General features: G+C 65.8%; 18 protein-coding genes and 2 tRNA genes. 15 read left to right on the top strand and 5 right to left on the bottom strand.

Annotation, left to right across the window (positions count from 1 at the left end; genetic code table 11):
- Positions 1-80: 80 nt before the first annotated feature.
- The 9 genes from pstS (at position 81) to K307_RS39665 (ending at position 7,669) form a co-directional block, all read left to right on the top strand.
- Positions 81-1,112, top strand: a complete 1,032-nt coding sequence (pstS, locus tag K307_RS39705) for a phosphate ABC transporter substrate-binding protein PstS (protein WP_042886512.1) — start codon at positions 81-83, stop codon at positions 1,110-1,112.
- A 117-nt stretch (positions 1,113-1,229) separates the two neighbouring features.
- Positions 1,230-2,198 (top strand): phosphate ABC transporter permease PstC, encoded by a 969-nt coding sequence (gene pstC / locus K307_RS39700; RefSeq protein ID WP_042886511.1) that lies wholly within the window; start codon positions 1,230-1,232, stop codon positions 2,196-2,198.
- The gene (pstA, locus tag K307_RS39695; RefSeq protein WP_042886509.1) at positions 2,195-3,103 is read left to right on the top strand and encodes a phosphate ABC transporter permease PstA; all 909 of its coding nucleotides are present in this window, start codon (positions 2,195-2,197) and stop codon (positions 3,101-3,103) included. The genes pstC and pstA overlap by 4 nt, the downstream gene beginning before the upstream one ends.
- A 52-nt stretch (positions 3,104-3,155) precedes the next feature.
- Positions 3,156-3,944, top strand: a complete 789-nt coding sequence (gene pstB / locus K307_RS39690; RefSeq protein WP_022535815.1) for a phosphate ABC transporter ATP-binding protein PstB — start codon at positions 3,156-3,158, stop codon at positions 3,942-3,944.
- Positions 3,945-3,999: 55 nt separating this feature from the next.
- Positions 4,000-4,704: a phosphate signaling complex protein PhoU gene (phoU, locus tag K307_RS39685; protein ID WP_042886508.1), complete on the top strand. Its 705-nt coding sequence runs from the start codon at positions 4,000-4,002 to the stop codon at positions 4,702-4,704.
- A gap of 30 nt (positions 4,705-4,734) precedes the next feature.
- Positions 4,735-5,442: a phosphate regulon transcriptional regulator PhoB gene (gene phoB, locus K307_RS39680; RefSeq protein WP_022535813.1), complete on the top strand. Its 708-nt coding sequence runs from the start codon at positions 4,735-4,737 to the stop codon at positions 5,440-5,442.
- A 143-nt stretch (positions 5,443-5,585) separates the two neighbouring features.
- Complete coding sequence (gene phoR, locus K307_RS39675; RefSeq protein WP_042886506.1) at positions 5,586-6,971, top strand: phosphate regulon sensor histidine kinase PhoR; 1,386 nt, start codon at positions 5,586-5,588, stop codon at positions 6,969-6,971.
- A 102-nt stretch (positions 6,972-7,073) separates the two neighbouring features.
- The gene (locus K307_RS39670) at positions 7,074-7,346 is read left to right on the top strand and encodes a type II toxin-antitoxin system Phd/YefM family antitoxin (RefSeq protein WP_042886505.1); all 273 of its coding nucleotides are present in this window, start codon (positions 7,074-7,076) and stop codon (positions 7,344-7,346) included.
- Positions 7,343-7,669: a type II toxin-antitoxin system RelE/ParE family toxin gene (locus K307_RS39665; protein WP_042886504.1), complete on the top strand. Its 327-nt coding sequence runs from the start codon at positions 7,343-7,345 to the stop codon at positions 7,667-7,669. Before K307_RS39670 ends, K307_RS39665 begins: the two co-directional genes overlap by 4 nt.
- Positions 7,670-7,714: 45 nt before the next feature.
- On the opposite strand, the gene ppk1 is transcribed toward K307_RS39665, so the two are convergent.
- Complete coding sequence (ppk1, locus tag K307_RS39660; protein WP_042888040.1) at positions 7,715-9,802, bottom strand: polyphosphate kinase 1; 2,088 nt, start codon at positions 9,800-9,802, stop codon at positions 7,715-7,717.
- A 200-nt stretch (positions 9,803-10,002) separates the two neighbouring features.
- Here ppk1 and ppx point away from each other — a divergent pair, with 200 nt between their 5' ends.
- Positions 10,003-11,535, top strand: coding sequence for an exopolyphosphatase (ppx, locus tag K307_RS39655; RefSeq protein ID WP_042886503.1), 1,533 nt, complete (start codon positions 10,003-10,005; stop codon positions 11,533-11,535).
- Positions 11,536-11,592: 57 nt separating this feature from the next.
- Here the strand turns inward: ppx and K307_RS39650 are convergent, their stop codons facing one another.
- From K307_RS39650 to infA, 3 genes are all read right to left on the bottom strand, one after another.
- Positions 11,593-12,432, bottom strand: a complete 840-nt coding sequence (locus K307_RS39650) for a GNAT family N-acetyltransferase (RefSeq protein ID WP_042886502.1) — start codon at positions 12,430-12,432, stop codon at positions 11,593-11,595.
- A 434-nt stretch (positions 12,433-12,866) separates the two neighbouring features.
- Positions 12,867-13,343, bottom strand: a complete 477-nt coding sequence (locus K307_RS39645) for a SixA phosphatase family protein (protein WP_042886501.1) — start codon at positions 13,341-13,343, stop codon at positions 12,867-12,869.
- Positions 13,344-13,612: 269 nt separating this feature from the next.
- The gene (infA, locus tag K307_RS39640; protein WP_008641674.1) at positions 13,613-13,834 is read right to left on the bottom strand and encodes a translation initiation factor IF-1; all 222 of its coding nucleotides are present in this window, start codon (positions 13,832-13,834) and stop codon (positions 13,613-13,615) included.
- 611 nt (positions 13,835-14,445) lie between these two features.
- Between infA and K307_RS39635 the strand changes: the two genes are divergently transcribed.
- On the top strand, positions 14,446-14,967 hold the full coding sequence (locus tag K307_RS39635; RefSeq protein ID WP_042886500.1) for a hypothetical protein: 522 nt from the start codon (positions 14,446-14,448) through the stop codon (positions 14,965-14,967).
- A gap of 162 nt (positions 14,968-15,129) precedes the next feature.
- The gene (locus K307_RS39630) at positions 15,130-15,885 is read left to right on the top strand and encodes an exonuclease domain-containing protein (protein WP_042886499.1); all 756 of its coding nucleotides are present in this window, start codon (positions 15,130-15,132) and stop codon (positions 15,883-15,885) included.
- An 86-nt stretch (positions 15,886-15,971) separates the two neighbouring features.
- Here K307_RS39630 and K307_RS39625 read toward each other — a convergent pair.
- Positions 15,972-16,048 (bottom strand) — tRNA-Pro (locus K307_RS39625).
- A gap of 412 nt (positions 16,049-16,460) precedes the next feature.
- Between K307_RS39625 and K307_RS39620 the strand changes: the two genes are divergently transcribed.
- The 3 genes from K307_RS39620 to K307_RS39610 all read left to right on the top strand — a co-directional run bounded on the left by K307_RS39620 (position 16,461) and on the right by K307_RS39610 (position 19,446).
- Positions 16,461-17,720, top strand: coding sequence for a GGDEF domain-containing protein (locus K307_RS39620; protein WP_042886498.1), 1,260 nt, complete (start codon positions 16,461-16,463; stop codon positions 17,718-17,720).
- Positions 17,721-17,783: 63 nt separating this feature from the next.
- A tRNA-Arg gene (locus tag K307_RS39615) sits at positions 17,784-17,860 on the top strand.
- 329 nt (positions 17,861-18,189) lie between these two features.
- The gene (locus tag K307_RS39610) at positions 18,190-19,446 is read left to right on the top strand and encodes an MFS transporter (protein WP_042886497.1); all 1,257 of its coding nucleotides are present in this window, start codon (positions 18,190-18,192) and stop codon (positions 19,444-19,446) included.
- Positions 19,447-19,533: the final 87 nt, after the last annotated feature.

Genomic DNA, 19,533 nt, shown 5'->3' with positions numbered 1-19,533 from the left:
CACGGAATTGTCATATGGGGAGCATAGAGTTCGTCTTGTCAAAAATTTGTCATTCCCAACCAATGTTCTCTGGAGGACATATGAAACTGGTCAAGACTGCCGTGGCAGGCATCGTTTCGATGGTGGTAGCAGGCACTGCGTTCGCGGCGGAAATTACCGGTGCAGGCGCTTCTTTCCCGGCGCCCGTGTATTCCAAGTGGGCCGACGCATACCAAAAAGCAACGGGCAACAAGGTCAACTATCAATCCATCGGCTCGTCGGGCGGCATCAAGCAGATCGGCGCCAAGACGGTCGATTTCGGCGCCTCGGACGCGCCGCTGAAGGACGAGGAGCTGAACAAGCAGGGCCTAGTCCAGTTCCCGACCGTGATCGGCGGCGTGGTGCCGGTGATCAACCTGCAGGGCGTGAAGCCGGGCGACCTGACCATCACCGGCGAGGTGCTGGCCAATATCTACCTGGGCAAGATCAAGAAGTGGGATGACCCCGCGATCAAGGCGCTGAACCCGCAAGCCAAGCTGCCGAACCAGGACATCCTGCCGGTGCGCCGCGCCGACGGTTCGGGCACCACCTTCATCTTCACCAACTACCTGACCAAGGTCAGCCCCGACTGGAAGAGTGCGGTGGGCGAGGGCACCACGGTCAACTGGCCGGGTGGCGGCACCGGCGGCAAGGGCAATGAAGGCGTGGCCGCCTTCGTGCAGCGCCTGAACGGCGCCATCGGCTACGTCGAGTACGCCTACGCCAAGCAGAACAAGATGACCCACGTGAACATGAAGAACGCGTCGGGCGCCGTGGTCAAGCCGGGCGACGATGCCTTCAAGGCCGCCGCGGCTGGTGCGGACTGGAGCAAGAGCTACTACCAGATCCTGACCAACCAGTCGGGCAAGGATGCCTGGCCGATCGCCGGCGCGACCTTCATCCTGGTCCACAAGAACCAGGAAAAGGCAGCGCAGGGTGCCGAAGTGCTGAAGTTCTTCGACTGGGCCTACAAGAGCGGCGCCAACATGGCCGCCGACCTTGACTACGTGCCGCTGCCGGAGAACGTGGTGAACCAGATCCGCTCGACCTGGAAGACCAGCGTCAAGGACGCCTCGGGCAAGGCGCTGTACTGATCTGACGGTATCGCCGGCCCCGCGTGACTGCGGGGCCGGTGTCCGGGCAGCCCGAATCCCGCCAGGACACCGGGCTTCCGCCCAGGCGGAAGCGGCGATCCACCCTGAATTCCCGACATGGCGACTACCCCCTCCGAAATCCGCAACGTCCAGCCTCCAAGCCGCACCGGCGACATCCTGTTCGGCGGCCTGACGCGCGGCGCCGCGATCCTGACGTTGCTGCTGCTGGGCGGCATCATCGTCTCGCTCGCGATCAGCGCCTGGCCTTCGATCCAGACCTTTGGCGCGCGCTTCCTGTGGACCGCGGAGTGGGATCCTCCCGCCGATGTCTATGGCGCGCTGGTGCCGATCTACGGCACCGTCGTGACCTCGCTGATCGCACTGATCATCGCGGTGCCGGTGAGCTTCGGCATCGCGCTGTTCCTGACCGAGCTGTCGCCGGCGTGGCTGCGCCGCCCGCTGGGCACCGCCATCGAACTGCTGGCTGCAGTGCCGTCGATCGTCTACGGCATGTGGGGCCTGCTCGTGTTCGCGCCGATCTTCGGCGAGTATTTCCAAAAGCCCCTGGCCGCCACGGTCGGCCAGCTGCCGGTGGTCGGCAAGCTGTTCCAGGGCGCGCCGCTGGGCATCGGCCTGCTGTGCGCGGGCGTAATCCTGGCGATCATGATCATCCCGTACATCGCCTCGGTGATGCGCGACGTGTTTGAAGTCACCCCGGTGCTGCTCAAGGAATCCGCCTACGGCGTGGGCTGCACCACCTGGGAAGTGATGTGGAACGTGGTGCTGCCGTACACCCGCGCCGGCGTCATTGGCGGCGTCATGCTCGGCCTGGGCCGCGCGCTGGGCGAAACAATGGCCGTGACCTTCGTGATCGGCAACACCAACCTGCTGGACAGCGCTTCGCTGTTCTCGCCGGGCAACAGCATCACCTCGGCGCTGGCCAACGAGTTCGCCGAAGCCGGCGCCGGCCTGCACACCGCCGCGCTGATGGAGCTGGGCCTGATCCTGTTCTTCATTACCTTCGTGGTGCTGGCGCTGTCCAAGCTGTTGCTGCTGCGACTGGCAAAAAATGAGGGTACCAAATGAGCCACGCGAGCCAAGCCGTGTCTACCTCTACCGTATCGATCCCGGCGGTCCGCCCCGACGCGGATGCCATCCGCGCCCGGCTTCAGGCGCGCCGCCGCCGCACCAACCTGTATGCGCTGACCGCCTCGCTGGTGGCGATGGGCTTCGGCCTGTTCTGGCTGGCGTGGATTCTGTGGACTACCGTCACGCTGGGCGTGGGAGGCCTGTCGCTGGACCTGTTCACGCAGATGACGCCGGCCCCCAACACCGCCGGCGGTGGCCTCGCCAATGCCATCTTCGGCAGCTTCGTGATGGTCGGCATGGCCACGCTGTTCGGCACGCCGCTGGGCATCCTGGCCGGCATCTACCTGGCGGAGTATGGCAAGAGCTCGCCGCTGGCCAGCCTTATCCGCTTTATCAACGACATCCTGCTGTCGGCGCCGTCGATCGTGATCGGCTTGTTCGTCTACGCGCTGGTAGTGACTCGCATGGGCCACTTCTCGGGCTGGGCCGGGGTCTGCGCGCTGGCGCTTCTGCAGGTGCCGATCGTGGTGCGCACCACCGAGAACATGCTGAACCTGGTGCCCAACGCACTGCGCGAGGCCGCCTTCGCGCTGGGCACGCCCAAGTGGAAGATGGTGATGTCGATCACGGTGAAGTCATCCTACGCCGGGATTGTGACCGGGGTATTGCTGGCAGTGGCCCGTATCGCCGGCGAAACCGCGCCGCTGCTGTTCACCGCGCTGTCCAACCAGTTCTGGACCAGCGACCTGAACAAGCCGATGGCCAACCTGCCGGTGACGATCTTCCGCTTCGCCATGAGCCCGTTCACTGAATGGCAGCAGCTGGCCTGGGCGGGTGTGTTCCTGATTACGCTCGGCGTGCTGGCCCTGAATATCCTGGCGCGCATCCTGTTCAAGAAATAAGCGGCCGGACCACGCAACCCGTCCGCCCCAAAGACTGCAAGCGAGAAACGCAATGACTTCCACCGTCATCGACATTCCCGATTCGGTACGCGCCAAGATCGACGTGCGCAACCTGAACTTCTACTACGGCCAGTTCCATGCGCTGAAGAACATCAACATGTCGATCCCCGACCGCAAGGTCACGGCCTTTATCGGGCCGTCGGGCTGCGGCAAGTCGACGCTGCTGCGCACCTTCAACAAGATGTATGCGCTGTACCCCGAGCAGCGCGCTGAAGGTGAAATCAACATGGACGGTGACAACCTGCTGACCGCGCGCCAGGACATCGCGCTCTTGCGCGCCAAGGTCGGCATGGTGTTCCAGAAGCCGACGCCGTTCCCGATGTCGATCTATGACAACATCGCCTTTGGCGTGCGCCTGTTCGAGAAGCTGTCGCGTTCGGAGATGGATGACCGCGTGGAGTGGGCGCTGACCAAGGCGGCGCTGTGGAACGAGGCCAAGGACAAGCTGAACCAGTCGGGCTACGGCCTGTCCGGCGGCCAGCAGCAGCGCCTGTGCATCGCGCGCGGCATTGCCATCCGCCCGGAAGTGCTGCTGCTGGACGAGCCATGCTCGGCGCTGGACCCGATCTCCACCGGCCGCATCGAGGAACTGATCGCCGAGCTGAAGGACGAGTACACGGTCGTGATCGTCACCCACAACATGCAGCAGGCGGCGCGCTGCTCGGACTACACCGCCTACATGTACCTGGGCGAGCTGATCGAGTTCGGCGAGACCGAGAAGATCTTCATCAAGCCGCACCGCAAGGAAACGGAAGACTACATTACCGGCCGCTTCGGTTGATTCGGCTGATCGTCACCGCAGGGCGTAGCATACCAACAGCGGCCAGGAGAAACCCATGACAGACAAGCACCTGTCGACCCAGTTCGACGCCGACCTCAACGCGATCAACACCAAGCTGCTGCAGATGGGCGGCCTGGTCGAGTCGCAGATCGAGCTCGCCATGCGCGCGCTGACCGACTTCGACGGCGAGGTCGCCGACCAGGTCATCGCCCGCGAACAGCAGCTCAATGCGCTGGAAGTCGAGATCGACGCCGACTGCGGCAATATCATCGCCCGGCGCCAGCCGACCGCGCGCGACCTGCGCCTGGTGATGGCCATCTCCAAGACCATCACCAACCTCGAGCGCGCCGGCGACGAGGCCGAGAAGGTCGCCAAGCGCACCAAGCACATCATGGAAGACGCGTCGGCACATAGCATCAATTACGCCGAGGTCAAGCTTTCGGGCGAGATGGCGATCTCGCTGCTGCGCCAGGCGCTGGACGCCTTTGCCCGCCTGGATACCGTGGCGGCGGCGCGCATCGTCAAGGACGACAAGGCCATCGACGAGGAATTCCGCGGCTTCGTGCGCAAGCTGATCACGTACATGATGGAAGACCCGCGCACGATCTCGGTCGCGCTGGACTTCCTGTTCATCGCCAAGGCGATCGAGCGCATCGGCGACCATGCCAAGAACATCGCGGAATTTATCATTTACATTGTCAAGGGGACGGACGTCCGCCATGTCTCGCGCGAGGACATGGAGCGCGAAGCCTTGAGCTGAGCGGCTGCCTGATTGCGGAGAACGATACACATGCCAAGCAGTATTCTCGTTGTCGAAGACGAACCGGCGATCGCCGAACTGATCGCCGTCAACCTGCAGCACGCGGGGCACTATCCGATCCGGGCCTACAACGCCGAGCAGGCGCTGTCGCTGATGAGCGACGTGCTGCCTGACCTGGTGCTGCTGGACTGGATGCTCCCGGGCAAGTCGGGCGCGAACTTCGCCAAGGAGTTGCGGGCCAACGACCGCACCCGCCAGATCCCCATCATCATGCTGACCGCGCGCGGCGAGGAGCAGGACAAGGTGATGGGGCTGGAGGCCGGCGCGGACGACTACGTCACCAAGCCGTTCTCGCCCAAGGAATTGCTGGCGCGGATCAAGGCCGTGCTGCGCCGCCGCGCGCCGCAGCTGACCGACGACGTGGTCGCGATCAACGGCCTGCGGCTGGACCCGGCCACGCACCGCGTCACCGGGCAGGACGACAGCGGTCCGATCAAGCTGGACCTGGGCCCCACCGAGTTCCGCCTGCTGCACTTCCTGATGACGCATCCGGAGCGTGTGCACAGCCGGTCGCAATTGCTCGACCAAGTCTGGGGCGACCATGTCTTTGTCGAGGAGCGCACCGTCGACGTCCATATCAAGCGCTTGCGGGCGGCGCTTACGCCGGGCGGCTACAGCAATATGATCGAAACCGTGCGCGGCAGCGGCTACCGGCTCGCGCGCACCCCCGGCGCCTGACGCTTCCGGCCGGGCAGGGCGCGCGGCGCCCGGTCCGGCCACCGATCCCCACGCTGCTGGCAGGGCGCGGCGAAATCGTGGCACACTCCGTCGCAACCAAGCGGCCCTTTGCTCAATCCGGGTCGCGAGCCTGAACCCTGCGCATGAATGTCATCTGGGCCCGTTCCGCGGCCATCCTGATCGGTCTGCTGGTGCTGTCCGCCGGTATCTACCTGGCCTTCGGCCCGGTGCCGGCGCTGGCGCTTGCCTGCGCCTCGCTGTTCTGGCTGCTTTGCTATTACCTGTACCAGATCAACCGCCTGTGGAAGGTGCTGGACGCGCCGGTCTACGGCGAGATCCCGAGCGCGCTCGGCCTGTGGGGCGAGGTCTATTACCGGCTGCACCGGCTGGTCAAGCGCTGGCGCACCCAGGTGCTGCAGGTCGAGCAGCAGCATACGCGCTTTATCCAGGCGATCCAGGCCTCGCCCAACGGTGTGCTGATGCTGGACGACGCCGACCAGATCGAATGGTGCAACGACGTGGCCGAGCAGCACTTCGGCCTGAATGCGCGGCGCGACGTGCGCCAGCGCATTACCCACCTGATCCGCCGGCCCGAGTTCGTCCACTACCTGACGCGGCAGCGCTTTGACGAGCCGCTGGTGATGCGCGACATGGGCGAGCACAAGCACAGCGTGATCGCGGTGCAGATCCTGCCGTATGGCGACAACCGCAAACTGGTGATCACGCAGGACATCACCAAGCTCGAGAACACCGAGGCCATGCGCCGCGACTTCGTCGCCAACGTCTCGCACGAGCTGAAGACGCCGCTGACGGTACTGACCGGCTTCCTGGAGACCGTGCGCGACCTGCCGGTATCGGAGGAGGATCGCCGTCGCTATATTGACCTGATGCTGGTGCAGTCGGTGCGCATGCAGAGCATCGTCGAAGACCTGCTGGCGCTGGCCAAGCTGGAAAGCGATGAGCAGGCGCCGGGCAACGACATCGTGCCGGTGCAGGCGATGGTGGCGCACCTCAGGCACGACGCCGAGGCGCTGTCGCAAGGGCGGCACCAGGTATCGGCCGAAATCGACACCACCGTGGGCCTGCGCGGCGCGGAAACCGAATTGCTTTCCGCGCTGGGCAACCTGGTGTCCAATGCGGTGCGCTATACGCCGGACGGCGGGCGCATCACGATGCGGCTTGGCTGGGAGGACGGCCATGCGGTGTTCTCGGTCGCCGATACCGGACTGGGTATCGCGCCGGAACATATTCCCCGGCTGACCGAGCGCTTCTACCGCGTTGACCGCAGCCGCTCGCGCGATACCGGCGGCACCGGGCTGGGACTGGCCATCGTCAAGCACGTGCTGTCGCGCCATCATGCCGATCTGCGCGTGACCAGCGAGGTTGGCCGTGGCAGCGTGTTCCGGGTGATCTTCCCGCTCGAGCGCAGCTTGCGCACAGCGGGCGGTGACGGCACGGCAGCCGCGGTACCTGCCACGGGCGTCACGACCTCGCCGCAGGCGCCGGATTCCTCGCGGCGCGCTGCCTGAAAGCTCCTTCTTGTTCTCCCAAGCGCTGGTCATTCTGGTGCGAGGACCATATTTAGTCTATATTTAGTCCTCAGACATGTTGCGTAAGCCGGGAGCCCAGTCGTGAAGTTCTCAACCCAAGTCAAGCCCATTAGCTACCTCAAGAGCCACGCGGCCGAGATTGTCAAGGAGATTTCCGAGTCCCGCGAGCCGATGCTGATAACCCAGAATGGCGAGGCAAAACTTGTGGTGATGGATGTTCGTTCGTACGAACAGCAGGAAGAGGCCCTTGCCCTTCTGAAGCTTCTTGCCATGGGCACCCTTGACCTTGAGCAAGGTCGCTTACGTGATGTCGAGGACGTCTTTGCCGATCTGGCCAAGGAAGACCGCGAGTGAGGGCCGTTTTCCTTGCAGGAGCGGAAGAGGACTTGAAAGACCTTCGCCGCTACCTGATCAAGAGCTTTGGCAAGCCCGCCTGGCAAGAGGCCTTCCAGAAGATCAAAGACTCGGTTCAGACGATTCAGACCCTCCCGCAAGGCGGCGCCGTCCCTGATGAACTTGCAGACCTGACCCTTCAGCAGTACCGCCAGGTTATCTCAGGCATGAACCGCATTATCTACGAGGTCAGGGAGGAAGTTATCTACATCCACATCGTTTGCGACGCTCGCCGCGACATGAGGACACTTCTCTCCCGCAGGCTTCTACGAATGATTCCCTAAAACCCTGAGTGCCGGCGGGATTCTTCATTTCATTCCGCTGGCCTTTCACGGCGTGCCGCCGAACATCTCCAGCATGTCGTTCTGGCTGACATGCGGATGCTTGGAGCGGGTCTGCCTGCGCATGTAGTTGCCGTCCGGCTGCATGATCCACGCCGACGCGTTGTCGCGCAGGTGCACCTGCAGGCTTTCCTTGATCACGCGCGCCTTCAGCGCCTTGTCCAGAATCGGGAAGGCGACCTCCACGCGACGGAACAGGTTGCGGTCCATCCAGTCGGCGCTGGACAGGTACAGCACCTCATCGCCGCCGGCGAGGAAGTAGTAGACCCGGTGGTGTTCCAGGAAGCGCCCGACAATGGAGCGCACCGAGATGTTTTCCGACATGCCCGGCACGCCCGGCGTCAGCGCGCACACGCCGCGCACGATCAGGTCGATCTTCACGCCCGCGCGCGAGGCCTTGTAGAGCTCGTCGATGATCGATGACTCCAGCAGTGCGTTCATCTTGGCGATGATCCGCGCCGGCTTGCCGGCGCGCGCATTGCGGGCCTCGGCGCGGATATGGTCGACTAGGCTGCTCTGCATGGTGAAGGGCGACTGCCACAGGTGGTTCAGCCGGATGGTGCCGGCGGTGCCGGTGAGCAGCTGGAACACGTGGTGCACGTCTTCGCAGATCGCCTCGTTGGCGGTCAGCAGGCCGAAATCCGTGTACAGGCGGGCGGTGCGCGGATGGTAGTTGCCAGTGCCAAGGTGGGCGTAGCGGCGCAGCTTGACCTGCTTGGCCTTGGGGCCGGTGGGTTCGCGCCGCACGATCAGCAGCATCTTGGCGTGGCACTTGTGGCCGACCACGCCGTAGATCACGTGCGCGCCGGCCGATTCCAGCCGCTCGGCCCAGTTGATATTGGTTTCCTCGTCAAAGCGCGCCAGCAGCTCAACCACCACCGTCACTTCCTTACCGTTGCGCGCGGCCGTCATCAGCGCTTCCATCACCAGCGACTCGTTGCCGGTGCGGTAGACCGTCTGCTTGATCGCGACCACGTTGGGGTCGGCCGCGGCCAGCTGCAGCAGGTCGAGCACGGAGGTGAAGCTCTCGTACGGGTGGTGCAGCAGCACGTCCTGCTGGCGCATCACGTCGAACATCGACGCGCCGGTGGCAAAGGCCTTGACCGGCGCGGGCACGTACGGCGGGTACTTGAGCGCGGGCCGGTCCACCATGTCGGGGATCTGCATCAGGCGCACCAGGTTCACCGGGCCGGACACACGGTACAAGTCCTGCTCTGTCAGCCCTGATTCCAGCAGCAGGCGGCGCGCCAGCGGGCGGGGGGTATCGGACGAGATTTCCAGCCGCACGGTGTCGCCGAAATGGCGCGTGGGCAGTTCACCCTGCAATGCCTCGCGCAGGTCGGTAATCTCGTCTTCCGACACAAACAGGTCGGAATTGCGCGTGACGCGGAACTGGTAGCAGCCGTGCACCTCGATCGCCGGGAACAGCTCGTGCACGAAGCCCTGCATGAAGGAAGACAGCATCACAAAGCCGAACGGGTACCCCGACAGCTTCTCCGGCATCTTGACCACGCGCGGCAGCGCGCGCGGCGCCTGCACGATGGCGAGGTCGGCCGCGCGGCCGAAGGCGTCCTTGCCGGACAGTTCCACCACGAAGTTCAGGCTCTTGTTGAGCACGCGCGGAAAAGGGTGGGCCGGGTCCAGCGCGATCGGGGTCAGCACAGGCGCCAGCTCGCGCTGGAAGAACTCGCGCGCCCATTCGCGCTGGGCGTCGGTCCAGGTGGTGGTCAGGTGGAAAAAGACCCCTTCTTTTTCAAGAAGTGGAAAAATGGTGTTCTGCAGCATGTCATACTGCGAAGCAACAAGCCGTTGCGTGCGCTCGGTGACAAGCTGGTAGGTCTGCTGGAAAGAGAGGCCGTCCGGCGTCAGGCCCGACGCGTTGTCGCGCATCTGTTCCTTCAGGCCTGCCATGCGGATTTCAAAAAACTCGTCCAGATTGCTGGACACGATGCAGATGAACTTCAGCCGCTCCAGCAGAGGGACCTTCGGGTCTGCGGCTTGCGCCAGCACGCGAGCGTTGAATTCCAGGATGCCCAGTTCGCGATTGAGCAGCGTACTGGACGGAGTCGTCGACATGAGCATGGGCTTTCTTTTGGTAATGTGGCGACTTTTCCATAGCAACGTGTCATTTTCATGACAGTTTGATTTTGTCATGATGTGGACATGACAACGACATATTTTTCCCGGGCGCGAGCGCCGGCCGGAGGCACTACCATGCACCCGCCACCATCGCATGAACGCGCAACGCCAACGCGAACCAGCCCTCCAATCACACGATGAACGATTCCCCACGCCTGCTGGCCGCCGTCGACATGGGCTCGAACAGCTTCCGCCTGATGATCGGGCGGGTGGACGAAACCCCCACCGCCAGCGGTCCGGCCAGCCAGATCTTCCAGGTCGACGCGCTGCGCGAGCCGGTGCGCCTGGCAGCCGGCCTGACACCCGACAAATACCTGGACCAGCCCGCGCGCCGCCGTGGCATCGACGCGCTGCGGCGCTTCGGCGACCGGCTGCGCGACTTCGCGCCCAACCAGGTGCGCGCCGTGGCGACCAACACCCTGCGCGTGGCCAAGAACGCGTCGGAATTCCTGATCGAGGCCGAAAGCGCCCTCGGTTTCCCGATCGAAGTCATTGCCGGGCGCGAAGAGGCGCGGCTGATCTACCTCGGCGCCTCGCATGACGCGCCGGTGTGCCAGGGCAACCGGCTGGTGGTCGATATCGGCGGCGGCTCGACCGAGTTCATCATCGGCAGCGGCTACCAGTCCAAGCTGATGGAGAGCCTGTATATCGGCTGCGTCTCGCACAGCCGGCAGTTCTTCCCCAGCGGCAATGTCGATGACTACGCGATGAAGCAGGCCGAGCTGGCCGCGCGCCGCGAGATCCAGGTGCTGGTGCGCCAGTACCGCGCCGCCGGCTGGGAGCAGGCGGTGGGCTCGTCAGGCACCGCGCGCGCGCTGGCCGAGCTGATCGAGCTCAACGGCATGAATGACAACCCGTCTGAGCACGGCATCACGCGCGAAGGGCTGGAGCGGCTCAAACGCGCGCTGATCAAGGCCGAAAACACCAACCGCGTCAAGCTGACCGGTCTCAAGCCGGACCGCATCCCGGTGCTGCCAGGCGGCCTGTCGATCATGCTCGGCGTGTTCGCCGAACTCGATATCGACCGCATGGACGTGACCGACGGCGCGCTGCGTCTGGGCGTGCTGTATGACCTGCTCGGGCGCAGCCACCACGAGGACATGCGCACGGTCACGGTCGACCAGTTCATGCGGCGCTATGGCGTGGACCGGGCCCAGTCCGCACGCGTGCGCGGCACAGCGCAGGCGCTGCTGGCACAGTTCCCCGAGCCCGCCAACGAACGCCGCGAGGACAACCTGCTGTTGCTGGGCTGGGCCGCCAGCCTGCACGAGATCGGCATGTCGATCTCGCACAGCGGCTATCACAAGCATTCGGCCTACATCTCCACGCATGCGGACATGCCGGGGTTTTCCAAGACCGACCAGGCGCGGCTGGCGACGCTGCTGCTGGGCCATGCGGGCAAGCTCGGCAAGCTCTCTGGCAGCGGCAAGTTCGTCGACTGGCGCATGCTGTTCAGCCTGCGGCTGGGCTTCGTGCTGTGCCGTCGGCGCTCGGACGTGGCCTTGCCCGATATCCGCGTGAGCCAGCTGGCCGAGGCGCTGGACGAAGGCTTCACGGTGAAGCTGCCGAAGGCGTGGATCGAGGCCAATCCGCTGATCGAATACAGCCTTGCGCAGGAGGCCGACGAGTGGCAGCGGATCGGCAAGCGCTACAAGGTTGTCTACGACTGAGGCGACTGAGCGCGGGGAGGGCGGCCGCCGCGGAGGCGGCCGGAGGGATGCCGCCGCTCAGGCGGCGTTGTTCAGGCCCAGGAAGTGGCGGGCGTAGCGCGGGTTCATGTCGTTCACGCGTAGCAGCGTCAGGAAGTCCGCCACGTTGAAGTCGGGGTCCCAGGCCGGCTGGCCGCAGATCTTGGCGCCCAGGCGCAGGTAGCCCTTAATCAGCGCGGGCGGCTCCACCTCCAGCTGCTGGTTCAGGTCCTCGACCGGCAGCGGCAGGCGCGGGAAGGCGTGGTACTCGATCGGCGCCAGCGAGCGCTCGCTGAACAGGCGGTGCAGGCTGGCCGCGTAGTGGCCACCATCGCTCATCGGCACGCTGGCGCAGCCCAGCATGGACTCGATGCCCCAGCGCTGCAGGTACTCGCCCAGGCCTCCCCACAGGGCCATGATCACGCTGCCCGAGCGGTAGTCGCGGTGCACGCACGAGCGGCCCAGTTCGAGCATCTTGGGGCGCAGGTGCGCCAGGCGCACCAGGTCGAATTCCGATTCCGCGTACAGGCAGCCCAGGCGCTTGGCCTGGTGCGGCGGCAGCACGCGGTAGGTGCCGACCACGCGCAGCGTGGCTAGGTCGCGCACGATCAGGTGGTCGCAGTAGGCATCGAACATGTCGATGTCCAGTTCGGGCACCGAGGACGTCAGGCGCGCGCCCATCTCCTCGGCAAACACCTTGTAGCGCAGGCGCTGCGCTTCGACTACTTCGTCCTGGTGGCGCGCCCACGCCACGCTGAGAGCAGGCGACTCATTTGCCGTATCCGATTGACGAGGAAGACGCCTCCGCGCCGTCTGGCCGCCGAGGCCATTGGGCAGAGAGTCGAAGAGCGGCTGGGTAGGCGTCGGGAGGTCTCGCATCAGTATGTCCTTTTGGTGACGAAACTGTTGCGATGCAATGTAGTGAGCCCCGGTGACAAGGCCGTGACCCGTCGATGACGCTTCCGTGACGGCGCACGCCGCGGGGGGAGGCTGGGGATCTTCGTGTGATGGATCCGCCAGTGGTGCTGAGGGCCTCGTGGCGGGGCTGGCGGTGGGGCGGGCGGTTCATGGGGGAATCTCCGTGACACCTGCGGTCGGCGCCCATGCACGGGGCAGGGCGGGCACGGCACCGCGCAGGCGGCACCGTAGCGACTCTAGGGACGGGAGATTCCGCCTGCTATCAGCTATTTCTGATTTTGTGGGATAGCGATGGGGCGCGAGGTGACGCGGCTGCGCCGCGTGGAATTGGCGTGGCCGGCATTTGACGGGCTTGAGGCACTGTCGCCCGGCGTCAGAAACGCCTGAGCCAGCCCTCAGAGGAATTCGGGATTCACCACCGCGCGCAGCACGGTCTGCGCTTCGCTTTCGCGGGTGCGGCCGGTGAGCCACCACACGCCGCTCTTGCGCACGCTCCAGTCCATCTCGGTGCCGGCCAGCAGCAGGCTGGCCACGCGGCCGATCCAAGGCTGGTGCCCGACCACCACCACGTGCTCGGGCCGCTCGGGCCATTGCACCGCGGCCAGTATCGCGCTGACATCGGCGCCGGGCGAGAGCGCCTCGACAATCTCCGGCTCGCCGGTCAGCGCGGCCGCCGTCTCACGCGCGCGCACCGCGGGACTGCACAGCACGCGGGTATCGGCGGGCAGATGCGCGCGCAGCCATCTGGCCGAGGCTTCCGCCTGCTTGCGGCCGCGACGAGTCAGCGGGCGCTGCAGGTCGGCATTGCGGCTCAGGCTGAGCGCGTCGGGGAGGGCTTCGGCTTCGGCGTGGCGCCACAGGATCAGGTTCATGTCGGGCTGGGCAAGGGGGGTGCTTCGAGTATGGTGAAGCGGCCCGACCGGCGCAAGCGACAGGCTTCCGTAGCGCCATCGGCGCTGGCGCGAATGACGGCACGGAGCGAAGGCACGTCAGCACGTAAGCAGAACGTAAACGAAAACAGGCTGCCGGTGGGCAGCCCCAAAAGTGTGTCCGGGCGCGGTGTCAGCGATGTGACAGCGCGTCGGCGTGCAAGCGCAGCCGGCCCGGCGGCGCCTTCAGCGCCGCCGCGGCCGTGCAAAACTCAGGACTTGTGGCGGAAGTTGATGCGTCCCTTGGTCAGGTCGTAGGGCGACATTTCCAGGGTGACACGGTCGCCGGCCAGGATGCGGATGCGGTGCTTCTGCATCTTGCCCGAAGCGTATGCCCAGATTTCCACGCCGTTTTCCAGCGTGACACGATAGCGGTTGTCAGGCAGGGCTTCCGACACCACGCCGCCAAATTCAATGAGTTCTTCCTTAGCCAATCTGTCTTCCTTTTCGGCAGCCAGCGAAGGCTGCATGGTTGCGTTATCAAAAATTCCTGTCGGCTCGTCCGGCGCATTGGCGCGGCACAGGGCCGGGGCACATATCGCCGCTGGCGGCGAAGCGTGCCTCTGGGGTGGTTCGGAGCAAGCTCACGCGGCTTGCGGCGCGCGCGGCCTGATGCTCGGTCCTGTCAGCGGTATCGCCTGGCTGGCGCGGATTGCGTGGGCGCCGGCCTTTGCCGGTGACGGCCGGGCGGCCGTGCGCTACGCAGGATGGGCGGGCAGGTGTACCCGGTGGTTCGCCAGTTTGGATGTCGTCGCGGATGGGCCCGCGCCGGCGGCTGCTGTGCGCTCGCGAAAGCGCGCTGGTGAGAACGCCCGGTTACAGGGATGCACGGACACCCCGGGGGCTACTACGACAGTATACCACGTACGCAGTTGCAGCATTGCCGGCGCAGGTCGGCAGCGCAGGTTTGGGCAACGCAACATGGGTGGGCTGTGGTGGTGATGTACGGCGCACTTGAGGGCGAGGTGGCCGCTTGGTATTTGCGTCGTATGAGCTAGAACTAACTCGTACGGCCTGCCGCGCCGGATCTCGCAAGGAGACTGCCATGGAACTCCATCTGGAATCGCACCGCTATGTCCGCTGCAAGCCGGACTGGCGGGCCGCCGTGATGGCGGGCCTGATCGCCGGCGCGGTCTACATGGTGCTTGAGTTGCTGACTGCGCGCTTCCTGCTGTACCAGGGCGCCTGGGGGACGGTGAAGATGGTGGCAGCCATCATCCTCGGGCGTGAAGCGCTGTCGGCCGATGCCTTCAACTGGACCATCGTGCTGTCGGCGGGTACCGTGCACTTCGCATTGTCGATCATCCTGGCGGCGGTCCTGGCCCTGATCCTGGCGTCGTTCCGGCTGGATTCCAGCATGGGCCTGGCCTCGGTGGTCGGCATCGTGTTCGGCGTGGTGGTGTACCTGGTCAACTTCTACGTTTTGGGACGCTATTTCAACTGGTTCGACGAGGCACGCGGCTGGGAGAGCCTGTTCGCCCATGCGCTTTTCGGGCTGGTGGCGGCGGATGTGTACTGCAATCTCGAGCGACGGCGCAACGACACGTCGGACCAGCAGCCGGCCTGAACGGCGCGGCCGGCAGTGGGCGCCAGCAGGCATCCATTCGGCTGGCACCCTTGGCTAGCCCATCTGGTTGATATGACGTTTGGCGCGCCCGCACTAACCTAGAGGCAAACGATCAGAGCGGCCGCCGCCAACAAGCCTTGCGGACGGCCAACCGGAGTACCCATGCGGGTGGCAATCGTCAGTACGGAAACCACGGGGCTCACGCCAGCGGACGAGCCCGTCAGCATCGGCCTGCTGCTTGTCGAAGTAGCGCCGCGTGCGGGCAGCCTCGTGCGGGAGATTACCGACTACTACGGTTCGCAGGAGCCCACCGTGGCAATCAGCGAGGCCGCCACCGGCGTGCACGGCCTGACCACCGAGATGCTGCGCGGCCAGCGTTTCGACGTCGATGCCATCCGCGCCATCGTCGACGACGCTGATGTGCTGGTGGCGCACGGCGCCGAGTTCAACGCCCGCATGCTCGAAAAAGTGGTGCCCGACATACAGCGCAAACGCTGGCGCTGCTCGGTCCGGCAGCTGCGCTGGTCCCAGTACTTCCACGCCCCCAACCACAAGCTCGATACACTGTGCGAGCACCTGCGCATCTTCCGGCCCCGCCCGCAGATCGCGCTGGACGACTGCCTGGCGCTGTCCAAATTGCTGTTCCAGCACATAGGTGCGGTCACCCAGTCGACCCCGATGGGTTTCCTGCTGGCCCAGCCGGATTTCGTGCCGCGTGCCGCGAAGCACGCCCCAGCCGCGGGCGCTGAGCCGCCGCCCCCACCTCCGGCGCACGCGCAGGCAGGCGCTCCACCGCCGTGGGTGCCCGAGGGCGAAGCCCGCAACGATGGCCCGATGCGGGGCCTCATCCTGGTCGCGATAATGCTGATACTGACCGCGGCGGCGCTGATCTGGCCCGAGTTGTTGCCGCGGTGGTGAGGATGCGGCTGCGCCGCAAAAGGAGCGTGCCAAAGAAAAACGGCCCGGACATTGCTGTCCAGGCCGTCATTCTCAAAGCTTAAAACTGGTCGGGGCGACATGATTCGAACATGCGACCCTCTGATCCCAAATCAGATGCGCTACCAGGCTGCGCTACGCCCCGAAGCCAAGCATTGTAGCCCGCTCCAAGGATCGTGGTCAATCCGATGTGGTGATGTACACCACGCCGCGGTGTTGCGTGGCAGGTGTTCTCCCCCTTCTGGCGGGGGCGCTTTGGCTTGACTTGGGTTTGCGCGCTGCGATAATCCGTGCACCGCTCCAGTCCGACCGGCGTGCTATTGGGAACGCCCGGTTTGCGTTTTCCTTCCGGACTGACCTGATCACCACAACAAGAACAGCGCTCCCGCCCCCCCCCGGAGAGTGCGTCGGCGCGTCTGCGCCTGCCGGCCGGCAGCCGCCGGGATGGCCTGATCCAGGATGCGGGAATCTAAATCAACGGTCCGGCACAGGACCGGTACAAGAAAGGGAAGGGTGGCGCCATGCGGAGCGCCGCTGTCGCCTTGGACGGGATAAAGATGTTTCAGTCGCACATAGTTGTGCTCATCGCGGGGCTGTTTGCCCTGCAGATGGCGGTGGTTTGCGTCGTATTGCGCCGGTCCGCCGGCATGGACCGCAGCGGCCTGACGTCGTGGGCGCTGGGGAATGTGGCGGCGGCGATGGCTTCGGTGCTGTCCGCCGTGCAGGAACTGCGGCCGCTGTGGCTGGTGCCGGAGGCGACCGACCTGGCGCTTCTGGCGGCGCTGTCAGTGATGGCGGTGGGTGTGCGGCACTTTGCGGGGCGGCCCGGCCGCACCGCGCCGATGCTGGCGCTGAACCTGGCGGCGGGCGCCGGCGTGGCGTGGCTGGACCTGGCGCCGCAATACATGGCCGCGCCGCCGGCGCTGCCGGCAATGGCGCCGCTGCTGACGGCGTGCCATATCCTGCTGCTGCTCGACCTGGCGCGCAGCATCGTGCCATCGGTGCCGTCCACGCGCGGCACGGGCCGGCTGGCGGCGCTGTCCCTGGTGCTAATCGTCATCGCCGCGGCGGGCATCAATGTGTGGACGCTGGCGCTGCCGCTGGCCACGGTGGTACAGGGCGGGGCCTGGCCGCGGCCGATGCCGTGGGACGGCGAACTGGCCATGCTCAATGTCTTTGCGCTGGTGGGCGCCTCGGTCAGCTTTGCGCTGATGGCGCACGACCGGCTGCGACGCATGCTGGAGAGGCGCGCCCGGCATGACGACCTGACCGACGTGCTGCTGCGCGGCGCGTTCTGGGAAGAACTCGAAGCGGCGTGCCTGCAGGCCGAGCGGCAACGCCAGCCGCTGACGGTTGCGTTCGTCGACCTGGACCATTTCAAGGCGATCAACGATGTCTACGGGCACCTGGCCGGTGACAGCGTGCTGCGGCACTTTGCCGGCCTGCTGCGCAAGGCCTGCGGTGCGCGCGACGTGGCGGGGCGCCTGGGCGGGGAGGAGTTCGCCATCGTGATGCCCGATACCGCGCTGGAGAATGGCAGGTTGACCTGCATGCGGCTGGCCACATCGGTGCGAGCCACGCCGTGCCCGTCAGAGCCCGATCCGATCGCCTACACAGTCAGCATCGGCCTGGCTGCGCGCCACGCCGGCGAGGGCGCCGACGCGCTGATGCGCCGTGCCGATCGCGCCCTCTACGATGCCAAGCTGAAGGGGCGCAACTGCGTGTCGATGCACCCCGCGGCAAGCTCTGCGGGCAGCGACGCCGCCGTGGCCGAGGGCCGCTACGTCACGCGCAGCCAACCGCGCGTCGCTTCCTGATGCGTGGCGCCTGTCACTCCGCTTGTCACCGGGCGGCGGCGCTGCGGTAGAATGCACGCCTTCGCGTCCTTAGCTCAGTTGGATAGAGCACTCGCCTTCTAAGCGAGCGGTCAGAGGTTCGAATCCTCTAGGACGCGCCAGCGTCTGGTTGACGCCCATTTCTCTGGCCCCAGCGGCCGCCTCGCTGCAATCGCACGGCGCCGCGCCGCCCGCAAGCGCCCGGGCCACCCCCCAAATCAATCGGATCGCGCCGTGGCGCCGTATGCGCACTTGCTCGCGCGCTACCAAGTGCAGCATTGAGCGCCGTAGCAGCAACGGCGTAGCCGGGGCAGGCGCCGGCACGTTTCGCCGTTTTGCCGCACAATACGACCTGCGCGCCGCACAGGAGCACGCTGGAGCATCAGAGGCGAGGGCCCGGACCCCGCCCGTCAGCGGGCGGCAATCCGAAGAACACCTTGCGATCCTGTACATGGCCGCCCCACATGCACAATCCGCCGCGGATTCGGTCCGCGGCGCCCAGTCTTCCCTTTCCCCCGTCGCAGAATCTGAAGCGCCCGGCAACACCGGCCGGCTGCCGCTGCTCGCGCTTGGTGTCGGCAGCTTCGCCATCGGCACCGGCGAGTTCGTCATCATGGGCCTGCTGCCAGATGCCGCGCGCGACCTTGCCATCTCGATCCCGGAAGCTGGCCATCTGATCAGTGCCTATGCCCTGGGCGTGGTGATCGGTGCGCCGCTACTTGCGGTGCTGGGCGCGCGCTGGCCGCGGCGCAACCTGCTGATCGCGCTGATGGCCATGTTTGCCGCCGGCAATATCGCCAGCGCGCTGGCGCCTTCCTACCTGTCGATGCTGGTCGCGCGTCTGCTGACGGGCTTTCCGCATGGCACGTACTTCGGCGTGGCGGCGCTGGTCGCCGCCAGCCTGGTGGCACGAGAGCGGCGCGCACAGGCGGTGGGGCTGGTGATGCTCGGCCTGACCATCGCCACGCTGGTGGGCGTGCCGATCGCGGCCACGGTTGGGACCTGGCTAGGCTGGCGCTCCGCCTTCCTGATCGTCGGCGCCATCGGCGCGCTGACTGCGCTACTGGTGTGGCGCTGGGTGCCGTTCGTGCCGGCCGACCGGCATGCCAGCCCGCTGCGCGAGCTGTCGGCGCTCAGGCGCAAGCAGGTATGGCTGACGCTGGGCATTGGCGCGATCGGCTTCGGCGGCATGTTCTCGGTGTTCAGCTATATCAAGCCGACCATGCTGGAACTCGCGCATATGCCGGCGGCTGGCATCCCGATCGTGCTGGCGCTGTTCGGCGTCGGCATGGTGGCAGGCAACCTTGCCGGCGCGCGCCTGGCGGACAAAGCGCTGATGCCGACCATTGGCGGCGTACTGGTGTGGACGGCGCTGGTGCTGGCGGCCTTCACCTTCACCGCGCCGCATGCGTGGCTGGCGTCATTCAACGTACTGCTGGTGGGCACGGCGGTGGCGCTCGGCCCGGCGCTGCAGATCCGGCTGATGGACGTGGCGGGCGATGCGCAGACGCTGGCGGCCGCGCTCAATCACTCTGCCTTCAACATGGCCAATGCGCTGGGTGCGTGGCTGGGCGGCGTGACCATCGCGGCCGGCTATGGCTGGACGTCGACCGGCTGGGTGGGCCTGCTGCTGGCACTGGGCGGGCTGGGGATTTATGCCTGGTCGATGCTCGACATGGATCGTCGCGGCGCCACTGCGGCAGCGTAGCGCAACAAACAGCGCCGGCGCCGCACGCTGCCGGCCTCGCGGCAATAAAAAAAGGTGCCCGGACGGACACCTTTCTCATGCAGGCTG

It is taken from the genome of Cupriavidus necator A5-1 (assembly GCF_000744095.1).
Lineage (GTDB): Bacteria > Pseudomonadota > Gammaproteobacteria > Burkholderiales > Burkholderiaceae > Cupriavidus > Cupriavidus necator_A.
The sequence above is the reverse complement of the archived record's forward strand: the minus strand, read 5'-3'. Positions and strand labels throughout refer to the sequence as shown.

Excerpts from the sequence above, each read along its gene's own strand:
- K307_RS39610 (WP_042886497.1), top strand. The coding sequence starts at position 18,190 with ATGGCCGCCCCACATGCACAATCCGCCGCGGATTCGGTCCGCGGCGCC.
- K307_RS39645 (WP_042886501.1), bottom strand. The coding sequence starts at position 13,343 with ATGAACCTGATCCTGTGGCGCCACGCCGAAGCCGAAGCCCTCCCCGAC.
- K307_RS39635 (WP_042886500.1), top strand. The coding sequence starts at position 14,446 with ATGGAACTCCATCTGGAATCGCACCGCTATGTCCGCTGCAAGCCGGAC.
- phoU (WP_042886508.1), top strand. The coding sequence starts at position 4,000 with ATGACAGACAAGCACCTGTCGACCCAGTTCGACGCCGACCTCAACGCG.
- pstB (WP_022535815.1), top strand. The coding sequence starts at position 3,156 with ATGACTTCCACCGTCATCGACATTCCCGATTCGGTACGCGCCAAGATC.
- pstS (WP_042886512.1), top strand. The coding sequence starts at position 81 with ATGAAACTGGTCAAGACTGCCGTGGCAGGCATCGTTTCGATGGTGGTA.
- pstC (WP_042886511.1), top strand. The coding sequence starts at position 1,230 with ATGGCGACTACCCCCTCCGAAATCCGCAACGTCCAGCCTCCAAGCCGC.
- K307_RS39650 (WP_042886502.1), bottom strand. The coding sequence starts at position 12,432 with ATGCGAGACCTCCCGACGCCTACCCAGCCGCTCTTCGACTCTCTGCCC.
- ppx (WP_042886503.1), top strand. The coding sequence starts at position 10,003 with ATGAACGATTCCCCACGCCTGCTGGCCGCCGTCGACATGGGCTCGAAC.
- phoR (WP_042886506.1), top strand. The coding sequence starts at position 5,586 with ATGAATGTCATCTGGGCCCGTTCCGCGGCCATCCTGATCGGTCTGCTG.
- K307_RS39630 (WP_042886499.1), top strand. The coding sequence starts at position 15,130 with ATGCGGGTGGCAATCGTCAGTACGGAAACCACGGGGCTCACGCCAGCG.
- K307_RS39620 (WP_042886498.1), top strand. The coding sequence starts at position 16,461 with ATGTTTCAGTCGCACATAGTTGTGCTCATCGCGGGGCTGTTTGCCCTG.
- pstA (WP_042886509.1), top strand. The coding sequence starts at position 2,195 with ATGAGCCACGCGAGCCAAGCCGTGTCTACCTCTACCGTATCGATCCCG.
- ppk1 (WP_042888040.1), bottom strand. The coding sequence starts at position 9,802 with ATGTCGACGACTCCGTCCAGTACGCTGCTCAATCGCGAACTGGGCATC.
- phoB (WP_022535813.1), top strand. The coding sequence starts at position 4,735 with ATGCCAAGCAGTATTCTCGTTGTCGAAGACGAACCGGCGATCGCCGAA.